Consider the following 11850-nt stretch of genomic DNA (forward strand, 5'->3'; position numbering starts at 1 on the left):
AGGGCCCGGGCCGGGGTCCGCCGGGGGTCACCAGCGCGGTGACTTCTTCTCGTACGACGGGTCCAGCCGGCGCATGTACCCGGTGTCGTCCCGGTTGCGCAGCCCGCAGCGCAGGTACTGCTCGTGCAGCCGGGCCAGCGCGTCGCGGTCCAGTTCGACGCCGAGGCCGGGGGAGCGGGGGACGGCGACCGAGCCGGCGCGGAAACCGAGTACGCCGGGGACGATCACGTCCTCCGCGGGGTCCTTCCACGGCCAGTGCGTGTCGCAGGCGTAGGTGAGGTTCTCGGTGGCGGCGGCCAGGTGGGTCATCGCGGCCAGACTGATGCCGAGGTGGGAGTTGGAGTGCATGGACAGCCCCATGCCGAAGGTGGCGCAGATCCCGGCGAGCAGCTTGGAGCGGTGCAGGCCGCCCCAGTAGTGGTGGTCGGACAGGACGACCCGGACCGCGTCGCCGCGCACCGCGGAGGGCAGTTCGTCGAAGGCGACCACGCACATGTTGGTGGCCAGCGGCATCGGGGCCTCGCGGGCGACCCGGGCCATGCCCTCCTGGCCGGGCGTCGGGTCCTCCAGGTACTCCAGGACGCCTTCCAGCTCGCGGGCCACCTTCAGTGACGTCTCCACGGTCCAGGCGGCGTTGGGGTCCAACCGCAGCGGAATGCCGGGGAAGGCCCGGCGGAGCGCGAGGACCGCCTCCACCTCCTGCTCGGGCGGCATCACACCGCCTTTGAGTTTGATCGCCCCGAAGCCGAACTCCGCGACCATGCGCCGGGCCTGCGCCACGATGCCGTCCGGGTCGAGGGCGGCTCCCCACGCGTCGGGCTCGTGTCCGGGGTGCCCGGCCCACTTGTAGAACAGATAGGCGCTGAAGGGGACTTCGTCGCGCACGGCACCGCCGAGCAGATCGCTGACGGGGCGGCCGGCGGCGCGGCCCCGGATGTCCAGGCAGGCCACCTCGAACGGGGAGAAGACCCGGTCGACCGTGCTGCTGGTGGTGATCATGCCGGTCAGTCCGTGGCCGTCGCCGCCCCGGTCGTCACCGATCACCTCGGCGATACGGCGGCGCATCGGGCCGAGGGCGTGCACGTCCATGCCGGTGATCGCGTCGGCGGCCGAGCGCAGCCTGCGCAGGTGCCCCTCGTCGGCATAGGTCTCGCCCAGCCCGCTGACGCCCTGCCGGGTCGTCACCTCCACCACGGCGCGCAGCGCGTAGGGTTCGTGGACGCCGACGGCGTTGAGGAGGGCGGGGTCCTTGAACGCCACCGGTGTGATGTCGATGCGGGATATCCGCAGGTCCTCGGTCATCGGATCGCCGCCCCCCGCGCCATGATGTCCTCCAGCTCGGCGAGGTGGGCGGGCGTCGGATCGGTCAGCGGCGGACGCACACCTCCCACATCGAGGCCCCGCAGGCGCACGGCCGCCTTGACCAGGGCCACCGCGTAGCCGGGCACGCGTTCGCGCAGCGCGATCAGAGGGTGGAAGAAGCCGGCCAGCAACCGCTGGACCAGCTCGTCGTCGCCGGTCGTGACGGCCCGGTGGAAGGCGAGAGCCGTCTCGGGGGCGAAGCAGAACACCGCCGAGGAGTACAGGTCCACGCCGATGCCGCGGTAGGCGAGCTGGGCGCCCTCGGCGGTGGGCATGCCGTTGAAGAACTGGAAGTCCCGGCCGCCGGTGGCCGGCTCCGCGCGGACCGCGGTCACGATCCGGGCCAGCAGGTCCAGGTCGCCGGTGCCGTCCTTGAGCCCCACCACCCGTGGCAGGCGCGCGACCTCGAGGGCCGCCGGAACGTCGAACCGGGCGGTGCCGCGCTGGTAGACGATCACCTTCAGGGAACTGGCGGCGACGACCTCGCGGACATAGGCGACCAGTCCGGCGGGCGGCCCCGCCACCAGGTACGGCGGCATCAGCAGCAGCCCGTCCACGCCGGCCTCCTCCGCCGCCCGCGCGTACCGCCGGGCGAGGGGCAGCGCGCCGCCGGCGCCCGCGAAGACGGGCACCCGGCCGTCCGCCACCCGCACCGCCGTACGCACCACGGAGGCGAACTCCTCCGGGTCCAGGGCGTGGAACTCGCCGGTGCCGCAGGCGACGAAGACACCGCCAGGGCCGGCCTCGATCCCCGCACGCAGATGCTCCGAAAGTTTCGCTGTGTCGACCGAACCATCTCTCGCGAAGGGGGTGACGGGAAAGAAGAGAACGCCCTCAAGCACACTGACCTCATCCGGCGGTTGTCACATATGTGAATGGTCGTCACGATGACGAATGGTCGGTGGGAATGTATGGTCAGCCGCCGAGCCGGGTCAAGGTGCGTGCAGCGGTTACCCGGGTTGGGGAAGCGGTGACGGGGCGGTTCGCAGCCCGAATGGTCAACGAAAGTTTCGGATCCGCATCCGGCGCCCGTGCGGGCGGACAGGGTGCCATCGTGACGAAGGGGATACCGTCGGCCGACACTTCGGCGCCCATCGAAAGGTCGTGCCTCTAGCGTCTTCCGGCATGACGACCGACACCCGCCGAGCGATGACGGGCACGCACCGAGTGATCCGGCCCAGCATCCTCTACTTCGGCACACCCGTGGTCCTGCTGACCACCGAGAACGACGACGGCACGTTCAACCTCGCTCCCCTCTCCTCCGCCTGGGCGCTCGGACAGCATGTCGTCCTGGGGGTGGGCAGGGAGAGCCAGACCGCACGCAACCTCGCGGCCCGCCCCGAGCTGGTGATCAACGTGGCCTCCCCGGACCTGTGGGAACGGGTGGAGCGCCTGGCGCCGCTCACGGGGGCGGACCCGGTGCCCGAGAGCAAGCGGACGGTGTACCGGTACGAGCCCGACAAGTTCGCCGCGTCCGGGCTCACCCCGGCCGGCTCCCACCTGGTGAAGCCGCCGCGGGTCGCCGAGTGCGCGCTGCAACTGGAGGCCACGGCACGGGCGTTGACACCGGGTGGAGCGGGTCTCTTCTTCAGCGTCGAGTGCGACGTGCTGTGCGTCCACGCCGACGAGCGCATCGTCGTGCCGGGCACGCACCACATCGACCCCGCCCGCTGGAACCCGCTCATCTACAACTTCCGTCACTATCACGGCCTGGCGCCGGAGGTCGGGCACGGTTTCCGCTCGGAGACGGCGGAGACGGCATCGGTCGATATGCCGATATACCGACCATCTCCCTCACACGAGTGACAGCGTCGGCAGGCCGGTTTCCCGCACCCCGGGGCGGGGATCCCCGGGGCGAGGGGCGGAGCCGCCGGAAGAGCGGCGCCCCGCGAGACTCGCCGAGGAGGCGGCTCGATGAGAATCGGAGAGAAGCGCGGATTGCGGCGAGATCCCCTGGGATACATCGACCACCTTGGCCGCAGCGGCACGGCGGACGTGTTCCCGCTTCCCTGGGGCGGCTATTGCGTCAGGGACGCGGACCTGGCCCAGACGCTGCTGCGCGGCCCGGACTACAACACGGGCAAGTCGGGATTCTTCGGGGAACTGCTGCCCACGCGCCAGGCGCAGATCGACATCGGTCACGCGGTTCGGGACTTCCTGCGGGCGGGCCTGCCGCGGTACCGTGCCGAGCTGACCCGTGCGGTGGCCGCCCTCCCGGCGGTCAGCCGCTGGCCCGCCGCCGGGAACACCCTGGTGCACCGCTGCCTGGCGGACCTGCTCCTGCGCCCCGGCGGCCCCGCCGGGACACACCGGCTGATCCGGCGGGCGCCGCGTGGGGGCGTGGTGTTCCACGCACCGCACGCCTGGCAGCGGGCGCGGGCCGAGGTGCTGCGCGCCCGGCTGCTCACCGACCTGACCGCACAGGTGCGGCACCGCCGGGAACACCCCGCCGGCGGGCCGCGTGACGTGCTGGACGCCCTGCTCGGCGCGTGCCCTCCCACCGTGGTGACCGACCGGACGATGGCCGAGCTGCACCTGATGATGTACCGGGCCGTCGTGGTCCCCGTCAGCGCCGCGCTCGGGTGGTCGGTGCTCCTGGCCTGCCTGCACCACACATCGGACGGACCGTGGCCCTGGCCCGCCGACCAGATCGTGCGGGAGGCACTGCGGCACCGCCCGGTCCCCTGGCTGCTCGGCCGGACCGTCCCTCGGCCCGTCGAACTCGGCGGTGTCGCCTTCCGCCCCGGTGACCTGCTCTCCGCCAGCCCGTATCTCATGCACCACGAGGAAGGACGGTGGGCGGCCCCCGGCGCCTTCCGGCCCGAACGCTGGGACGAGCCGGGCGACCACGGCTCCTACGTCCCCTTCGGCGCGGGCCCCTTCGTCTGCGTCGGCGCGGCGGTGGCCCAGGCGCTGCTGGCCGAGACGCTGACCGCCCTCACCCGCGACGCCCGCCTGACCGTCACCGGCGGCGACACGCGCGCGGCCATGGCCGAAGGCAACGTGCCGCGACCGTTCACCCTTCACCGCACATACCGACGGGGGACCGAAGACGACACCGGAAGGAGGTGAACAGCCATGGCCGCATCGCTGCGACGCATCTTCAGCGACAAGCCCGCCCGCCGCTGGTACTGGTACTGATCGGCACGGCGACGGACGGCCCGGAAGCCGGTCCCGGCTTCCGGGCCGTCCTCGGCCCGTGGTTCAACCGACCTCGTATATCTGGTCCTTCAGGTCGTCGATGACCGCGCGGTCGCGCAGCAGGGCCTGTTCGTCGGGGCCCGCGAGGAGGACCCGCAAGGGGCTCGACGTCAGATCCGTGGTGGGGCGGATGCGCTTGCCCGGGCCCGACCGCAGGGCGAGCGCGTAGACGCTGGGCAGCGCAGAGAGTTTGTCCACCACCGTCTCGTTCACGCCGACCACGACGCCGTCGAGGGTGGTGGGCGCTTCGTAGACGGCGGCGGAGCGCAGCGGACGGTAGGTACGGCCGCCGTAGGCGCGGGCGAAGTGCTCCGGCCGGGTGTAGGCGTCGGCGGTCAGACGCGCGACGTCGGTGCCGAGGACGTGACCGTAGAAGTCGGGGATCATGGCGCCGTTCATACGCGCCCCGATCTCCACCAGCGTGGGACCCTGCGGCGTCAGGATGATCTCGGCGTGGGCGGGGCCGTGGCGGATGCCGAGGGCGTCCAGGACGGTCCGGACGTAGGTGAACAGGGCGGGGACGGGGTCGTCGTCGGGGTCGAGGAGGACGGCCATGTCGTAGATCTGCCGCCCGCCGCCGATGTTCCGGCGCCGGGAGTGCCAGACGTCGGCCAGGTGGTGCGCGCCGCCGGCGGAGACGGTGTCGACGGAGAACTCGGGTCCGTCGAGGAAGGACTGGACGAGGACCTCGGTGTTGGCCTCGCCGAAGACGGTGCGGGAGGCGAGGATCCGCCGGGTCGCGGTGGTCACCTCGTCGGGGGTGTGGCAGATGTAGACGTTGTCGGCGGAGGCGGAGGACAGGGGCTTGACCACGACCGGTGTGGTGCCCAGCGCGCGGGCCCAGTCGGCGGCCTCGTCGGGGGAGTGGGTCTTGAGCTGCTCGGCGCAGCGGATGCCGGCGGCGCGGAGCGTCTCGATCATCCGGTACTTGTCGCGGCGCGCCGGGGACAGGGCGGTGCCGTTGCCGGGCAGGCCGAGACGTTCGCCGAGGGTGTCGGCGAGGCGGACACCGGGTTCCTGGCCGGGAAGGACGACGAGCGGATTGTGCTCGGCCAGACGTGCCACGGTGGCCGCGACGGCGGTCTCGTCCGGGCACACGAGCCAGTCGGTGTAGTCCTCGGGGCGGGGCTGCACCATGGCCGTGTGCGGCTCGGCCGAGCTGAGGACGTGCACGGCGGGGTAACCGCGCTCGGCGAACGCCTCGATCAGGGCGGGGGCGTTGGAGTAGCCGTCCACGATCACGACGGACTGGGCAGGAGCTGTGCTGGTCATCGTCTCCCTCACAAGGGGGCGGGCGGTGCTCAGTGGGACAGATGGGTGTGGTGGGCGAGGACGCGCCCGAAGGCTTCGGCGATGTCGTGGATGTCGGCCGGGGTGCCGAGGAGCGCGCTGTGGTGGAAGGTGAGGAAGGAACGGTGGGCGTGGTGGGCGGTGGGGAGGTCGTAGGGCGCGGGGTCGACGCGCTTGAGATGGTCCGGGCTGATGGCGAAACGCGGCCGTGAGGCCGGGTCGTACAGCGGGCTGGCGTACAGCGGCTGGTACACCGGGCGTACGTGCAGGCCGAGTTCGGCCGTCACGGCCTCGGCGACGGCCGCCGCCGGGACGGCTTCGACCACGTGGTCCGGCAGCCGGACGGCGTACCCGAAGTAGGTGCGCTCGGTGGTGTGGGGCGAGGTGCGCTGGGGGACGAGGCCGAGGTCGTCGCCGAGGAGGCGGTCGAGGAGGGCGGCGTTGTCCCGGCGGACGGTGTTCTGGGCGTCCAGTTCGGGGAGCTGGGCGCTCAGCAGGGCGGACTGGAATTCCGACAGGCAGCGGTTGCTGCCCATCAGCTCACCGGTCTCCACCAGTTCGGGCAGGCCGGTGACGGGTGTGGCGGTGCTCCGTACCCGGCCGTCCGCGCGCAGGTGCTCGATGCGGCGGGCGAGCTGGGGGTCGTCGGTGACGGCCGCGCCGCCCTCACCACTGGTGAGCACCTTGGTGTGGTGCATGCTGAAGGTGCCGACGTCTCCGAAGGTGCCCGCTTTCAGACCGCGATAAGCGGCGCCGTGGGCCTGGGCGGCGTCTTCGACGAGGGCCAGCCCGTGGCGGCCGGCGATGGCCTGGAGGGCGTCGAGGTCGGCGAGGGCGGAGTAGAGGTGGACGACCACGATCGCCTTGGTCGCCGGGGTGATCGCGGCCTTGACGGCGGCCGGATCCAGACACAGCGTGTCCGGGCGGACGTCGGCGAAGACCGGGACGGCGTTGACCCCGAGCACGGTCGACGCCGTCGCGGCCCAGGACAGTGCGGGCACGATCACCTCGTCACCCGCCCCGATCCCGCAGGCCTCCAGCGCCGTCATCAGGGCGGCGGTGCCGCTCGCGGTGGGCACGCAGTGACCGGTGCCCAGATAGGCGGCGAACTCGGCGGCGAAACGCCGTTCGCGGGTCGGCTCGCCGGTATGGGGGCTGGCGATCGACCAGCGGCCCGAGGTGAGCACGTCCGCCAGTGCCTCGCCGGCGCCGGGTGCGGGGCGGGGCCAGCGCGGCCAGGGCCGGGCACCGCGCACGGGGGTTCCGCCGTGGACGGCCAGGTGCGTTCCCATGGTGAGAGCTTCCTTCGTGGGTGTGCGGATCAGAGCAGACCGCGGATGGTGCCGCCGTCCACGCCCCAGACGGAGCCGGTGACGAACGAGGCGGCGTCGGAGGCCAGGAAGGCGATGACGCGCGCCACCTCGTCGGGCGTGCCCATCCGGCCCAGCGGCAGCTGGCGCTTGCTCATCTCGTACTCGACCGCTTCCCGGGCGTCGCGCCCGTGCACGGTGCCGAGGGTGTCGGCGAAGCCGCCCGGACGGGTCCACAGCGGTGTCCAGACCGGGCCCGGCGCCACGGCGTTGACCCGCACCACCGGGCCCTCGGACAGGGCGAGACTCTTGGTGAGACTGAGCAGGCCCACCTTGGAGACCTGGTAGTCGGCCGGCCCGGCCTCGGGCTGGCGGGCGAGGTCGGAGGCGTTGGTGACGATGGCGCCCCGCCCCTGTGCCCGCATCCCGGGCAGGACCAGGCGGATGGCCCGGACGGCGCTGAGGAAGTTGATCTCGAAGGTCCGCAGCCAGTCCTCGTCGCCGAGTTCGTCGAAGCCGCGGGCCCGGCACTGGCCGACGTTGTTGACGAGGATGTCCACCCCGCCGAGCGCGTCGAGGGCGGCGGTCACCGACCGGGTGACCCCCTGGGCGTCGGCCAGGTCGCCGGTCACCCCGGTCACCTCGGTTTGATCGCTCAACTCCTTCACCAGGAGGGTGAGTTGTTCCTCGTCGCGGTCCAGGAGCGCGAGGCGTGCGCCCTCGGCTGCCAGCACCCGCGCGGTCTCGGCGCCGATCCCGCCGGCGGCACCGGTGACGACGGCGGCGCGTCCGTTCAGGCCGAGGTTCATACGACGCCCACCTCCGTGCTGATCAGCCGCAGCGCCCCGGTTCCGGTGTTGACCGTGTGGTGCGCGTATGCGGGGGGCACCGCCACGGACAGGCCGGGACCACCGGTGTACTCCTGCCCGGCGACGGTGATGGCCGCGCTGCCCTCCAGCACGTGCAGCACGATGCTGCGCTCCGCGGGCACCGTCTCCTCCACCCCCGCACCGGCCGGAACCTCCAGAAGGCGGAACTGCCGCCAGTCTCCGGTGAAGTACGGCGTGAGGTCGACGTGTGCCGCACGGACACCGGTACCGGCCGGCAGGAGACCGGGCACGTGCAGGTGCGCGGGGCGCGCGGCGGGGCCCTCGCCCGGGAAGACCTCGGTGACGAAGAAGTGCATGTCCTCCTCGCCGCGGTTGGCGATGGAGTGGGCCGAACCGATCGGCGTGGTGACCAGGTCCCCCGCGCCGACCTCGATCTCGCGGCCGTCCATGGTGACCACGGCCCGCCCCGAGACGATGTAGTAGATCTCCTCGGTGCGCAGGTGGACATGCTCGCCGACCGCTCCGCCCGGCTCGATGACCACGTACTCGACGCAGTTCCACTCGCCTTCCAGATGCATGCCGTTCATCAGCATCTTCCACCGGCACACTCCCTCGCCGCCCACCTGACGGTGGGTGACGGCCGGGCCGGAGGTGTCGTTCGCGATCGGTCCGAAGGGGCGGCGCTCGCCGCGGGTGACGGTCGCCATCACACACCCGCCAGGGCGTGACGGTCGCTGAGCACGGACTCGATGCCGAGCCGCACGGTGTCCTCGTCGACCTGGGTGATCAGCTTCCCGCCCGGCCGGTGGGGCCGGCCCAGTCCCTCCAGGAGGATGAAGTCCAGCGCACCGGACCGCCCCGGCACATACCCGCGCTTGTTGTCCAGACGTACGACATCGAGCACCGCCTCCGCGTCGACGTCCTGCGGGAGCCGGACGGGAGCGCCGTTGAGCTGGAGCAGACGGTGGTGTGCCCGCTCGTCGGAACGGTCCATGAGGCCCAGCTCGCGGGACATGCGGGCGGCGGCGAGCATGCCGATGCCGATGGCGAAGCCGTGCCGCAGCCGGCCTCCCGTCAGCAGTTCCGCCGCGTGGCCGACGGTGTGGCCGTACTCCAGCACGAGCGCCTCGTGTTTCTCGGTGTGGTCCTCGCGCATCACCGTGGTCTTGGCGTCCACGCACAGGTCGATGAACCGGGTGATGACCTCGGGGGAGTACCGGGCGTCGGCCCGCAGCAGGCTCGCGACCTCGTCGTAGCGGTCGGGCACGATGCCGAGCACGTTCTTGATCATCTCGCACAGGGCGGACCGGGTCTCCTCCGCCGGCAGGGAGGCGAGGAAGTCCAGGTTGTTCCAGACCAGCACCGGCGCGTGGAAGGTGCCCAGGTGGTTCTTGCCGCAGGCGGAGTTGACGGCCTGCTTGAGGGACAGCACCGAGTCCGACATGCCGAGCAGGGTGGTCGGCATGTGCACGAGCCGGATGCCGCGGAACAGCAGGGCCGCGAGCAGGCCCGCGATGTTGCCGATCACGCCGCCGCCGAGTGCGACCACCACCGACCGGCGGGTGATGCCGCTCTTGAGGGCCTGCTCGGCGATCCGGTCGAGGGCGCTGAGGGTCTTCTCCCGCTCGTCGGCCCGCGCCCGGACCACCAGGGTCGGGGCGAGCGCGCCGAGGTTCAGTTCGGCCGCGGCCACCAGGTCCTCGGGCAGGCCCTGGTCGGCGACGACGACGAACCGGTCGGCGTCGAGGCCGCCGAGGCGCACCCGCAGGTCGTCCCAGGCGGCGCGGCCGTGTCGGACGTGGAAGTCGTAGCTGACGTCGCCGAAGCGGACTCGTCGGTCGAGTCCGGAGCGCGGTCCGGCCTGAACGGTCATGTCAACTCCATGAAGACGAAGGGGATGTAAGGGCCCGGAACCGTGGTGCCGGACCCGCCGGAAAGAACATTGCCAGATGTGCCAGATAGTTGGCAATGTTTGGCAAGTAAGTTCGGCCAAGAACCCGTGGAGGAAGTGGTGGTCGTTCCGCTGACAGTGCCGAGGAAACCGTGGCCAGCAGGAAAGATACGCAGGTAAAGTGGCTGGCAAGCACGTTGCCTCACTGGCTCAGCCGTCTCAGTGGGGGAGCGGGAACATCTCCTCCACGAAGGCGTTGCCGAATTTGCCCTCGGGGTCGTGGTGGTGGCGCAGGCGCCTGAAGTCGGCGGCCCGTTCGTAGTGCGCGGCCACCCGGGCCGGCGGAAGCAGGGTGAGCTTGCCCCAGTGGGGCCGTGCGCCCAGGGGGGCCAGGATCTCCTCGACGGCGGCGATCGCGGTGCGCACGGCGGGGTGGTGGATCCAGGTGAAGTGGAAGGTGACGGAGTCCTGCCGGTAGGCGGGGCTCAGCCACAGATCGTCCCCGCGCACCGTGCGCACCTCGGCGATGTGCAACAGCGGTTGGAGGAGCCCTCCGACACCGCGCAGCGCGGCGACCGCCCGTGCCGCGGCGGCCCTGGGCAGGTAGTACTCCGACTGCAACTCGTCCCCGGCGCCCGGGACCAGGTCCGGCCTGAAGTGCGGCAGACGCTCGAACCACGGGCCGGGAACGCCCAGTTGCTCCGTGCTGCCGCCGGGCGGCATACCGGGCACGGGGTGCAGCCGGCGCGTCGCCGCCCGCCCTCCCGCCCAGCCGCTGCCGGTGGCGCCGACGCGCTGCTTGAGCCACACCGAGGCGCGCTCGCCGTGCCAGTCGGTGAAGACACTGACGCTGTAGGCCGCGGCGAAGACCTCGTCCAGGTGCGCGGCGATCTCGTCCAGGGGGACGTCCACACGCACCCGCTGGGCCACCTCGAAGGCGTCCACGACGTCCAGGGTGACGCGGGTGACGATGCCGAGCGCACCGAGCGCGACCACACCGCCGGCGAACGTCCCGGGATCGCTCTCCCGGTCGATGACCGTCGACCCGCCGTCCGGCGCGATCAGTTCGAGGGCGCGCACGGAGGCCGCCAGGCACCGGTTGCCGTCCCCGGAGCCGTGGGTCGCGGTGGCGACGCAGCCGGCGACCGAGATGTGCGGCAGGGAGGCCAGGTTGGGCAGGGCGAACCCGGCACGGTGCAGCGCCGCGGTGAGGTCCGCGTACCGCAGGCCCGCGCCGACGGTCACGGTACGCCGGGCCGGGTCGACCTCCAGCAGCGGCGGCAGCGCGTCCAGGCGGACGAGGTCGCCGGTGCTGTCGGCGACACGGCTGAAGGAGTGCCCCGTGCCCAGGGCCCGGACGCGGTCGCTGCGCGCGACCAGGGCCCGTAGTTCCTCCAGGGACGTCGGACGGTGCACTCGCGGGGCCTGGTAGACGACGTTCCCGGCCCAGTTGGTCACGGGCGCGGGGGCGGGGGAGGGCGGAGTGAGAGGCGTTGAGGTGACAGGTGTGGGAGTGACGGATGCGGTGGTCACGGGCGTGGACACCTCGCTGGGTGGTCGGGCGGCGTCGGAGCCGCGACGCCGCGGCGGGTGGCGGCGGCACGCAGGGGCACATCGCGTGGGCATGCGTGCTCCGCACGGGCATGCGGGGGGTGTACGGCGATGGGGGGCGCGGGCGGCCGCCGGCACCGCTCACCCGGCGGGCCCGGAGCGGGAGCCGGTCGCTCCGGCCCGGCCCCGTGGACCGCGTCGCCCGGGCAGGTGTCACCCGGATCGTGTCATCCGGGCAACTGTCACCCGAGCATGTGTCATCCGGGCATGTGTCACCCGGGGTGGTGTCATCCGGGCACGTGCGTGCGCCCGGGTTCGTGTCTCCCGGGGCCGCCGCGCCCGGGTGCGGGGGGGGGGGGGGGGGGGGGGGGGGGGGTCGCGGGGGGGGGGGGGGGGGGGGGGAGGGGGAGGAGGG

At 72.4% G+C, this 11850-nt stretch carries 10 protein-coding genes; 2 read left to right on the plus strand and 8 right to left on the minus strand.

Features of this window, described 5'->3' with window-relative positions:
• Positions 1–27: 27 nt before the first annotated feature.
• The gene (locus tag ACZ4W9_RS17245; protein ID WP_467936427.1) at positions 28–1302 is read right to left on the minus strand and encodes a glucarate dehydratase family protein; all 1275 of its coding nucleotides are present in this window, start codon (positions 1300–1302) and stop codon (positions 28–30) included.
• Positions 1299–2204 carry a 5-dehydro-4-deoxyglucarate dehydratase gene (locus tag ACZ4W9_RS17250; protein WP_467936429.1) on the minus strand — a complete coding sequence of 302 codons (906 nt, stop codon included), beginning with the start codon at positions 2202–2204 and terminating at the stop codon, positions 1299–1301. Before ACZ4W9_RS17250 ends, ACZ4W9_RS17245 begins: the two co-directional genes overlap by 4 nt.
• Before the next feature lie 283 nt (positions 2205–2487).
• On the opposite strand from ACZ4W9_RS17250, the gene ACZ4W9_RS17255 reads away from it, so the two are divergent.
• Together ACZ4W9_RS17255 and ACZ4W9_RS17260 are read left to right on the plus strand one after the other, a co-directional pair.
• Positions 2488–3168, plus strand: coding sequence for a flavin reductase family protein (locus tag ACZ4W9_RS17255; RefSeq protein WP_467936431.1), 681 nt, complete (start codon positions 2488–2490; stop codon positions 3166–3168).
• A 108-nt stretch (positions 3169–3276) separates the two neighbouring features.
• Positions 3277–4434, plus strand: coding sequence for a cytochrome P450 (locus ACZ4W9_RS17260; RefSeq protein WP_467936433.1), 1158 nt, complete (start codon positions 3277–3279; stop codon positions 4432–4434).
• Between the two features lie 132 nt (positions 4435–4566).
• Here ACZ4W9_RS17260 and ACZ4W9_RS17265 read toward each other — a convergent pair whose 3' ends face one another.
• The 6 genes from ACZ4W9_RS17265 to ACZ4W9_RS17290 form a co-directional block, all read right to left on the minus strand.
• A complete protein-coding gene (locus tag ACZ4W9_RS17265; protein WP_467936435.1) occupies positions 4567–5835 on the minus strand; it encodes an ATP-grasp domain-containing protein in 1269 nt (422 codons plus the stop codon).
• A 29-nt stretch (positions 5836–5864) separates the two neighbouring features.
• Entirely contained in the window at positions 5865–7145 is a 1281-nt protein-coding gene (locus ACZ4W9_RS17270; protein WP_467936437.1) for a DegT/DnrJ/EryC1/StrS aminotransferase family protein, read from the minus strand.
• A 29-nt stretch (positions 7146–7174) separates the two neighbouring features.
• Entirely contained in the window at positions 7175–7972 is a 798-nt protein-coding gene (locus ACZ4W9_RS17275; protein ID WP_467936439.1) for an SDR family NAD(P)-dependent oxidoreductase, read from the minus strand.
• A complete protein-coding gene (locus ACZ4W9_RS17280) occupies positions 7969–8700 on the minus strand; it encodes a cupin domain-containing protein (protein WP_467936441.1) in 732 nt (243 codons plus the stop codon). The genes ACZ4W9_RS17275 and ACZ4W9_RS17280 overlap by 4 nt, the downstream gene beginning before the upstream one ends.
• A complete protein-coding gene (locus tag ACZ4W9_RS17285) occupies positions 8700–9866 on the minus strand; it encodes a 2-deoxy-scyllo-inosose synthase (protein ID WP_467936443.1) in 1167 nt (388 codons plus the stop codon). Before ACZ4W9_RS17285 ends, ACZ4W9_RS17280 begins: the two co-directional genes overlap by 1 nt.
• A 237-nt stretch (positions 9867–10103) precedes the next feature.
• On the minus strand, positions 10104–11342 hold the full coding sequence (locus tag ACZ4W9_RS17290) for an FAD-binding protein (protein ID WP_467936518.1): 1239 nt from the start codon (positions 11340–11342) through the stop codon (positions 10104–10106).
• Positions 11343–11850: the final 508 nt, after the last annotated feature.

This window comes from Streptomyces sp. NPDC029296, from assembly GCF_055569255.1.

What these genes read in the sequence shown, in the direction of transcription:
- ACZ4W9_RS17245 (WP_467936427.1), bottom strand. Translation starts at nt 1,302, where the DNA reads ATGACCGAGGACCTGCGGATATCCCGCATCGACATCACACCGGTGGCG.
- ACZ4W9_RS17255 (WP_467936431.1), top strand. Translation starts at nt 2,488, where the DNA reads ATGACGACCGACACCCGCCGAGCGATGACGGGCACGCACCGAGTGATC.
- ACZ4W9_RS17260 (WP_467936433.1), top strand. Translation starts at nt 3,277, where the DNA reads ATGAGAATCGGAGAGAAGCGCGGATTGCGGCGAGATCCCCTGGGATAC.
- ACZ4W9_RS17265 (WP_467936435.1), bottom strand. Translation starts at nt 5,835, where the DNA reads ATGACCAGCACAGCTCCTGCCCAGTCCGTCGTGATCGTGGACGGCTAC.
- ACZ4W9_RS17270 (WP_467936437.1), bottom strand. Translation starts at nt 7,145, where the DNA reads ATGGGAACGCACCTGGCCGTCCACGGCGGAACCCCCGTGCGCGGTGCC.
- ACZ4W9_RS17275 (WP_467936439.1), bottom strand. Translation starts at nt 7,972, where the DNA reads ATGAACCTCGGCCTGAACGGACGCGCCGCCGTCGTCACCGGTGCCGCC.
- ACZ4W9_RS17280 (WP_467936441.1), bottom strand. Translation starts at nt 8,700, where the DNA reads ATGGCGACCGTCACCCGCGGCGAGCGCCGCCCCTTCGGACCGATCGCG.
- ACZ4W9_RS17285 (WP_467936443.1), bottom strand. Translation starts at nt 9,866, where the DNA reads ATGACCGTTCAGGCCGGACCGCGCTCCGGACTCGACCGACGAGTCCGC.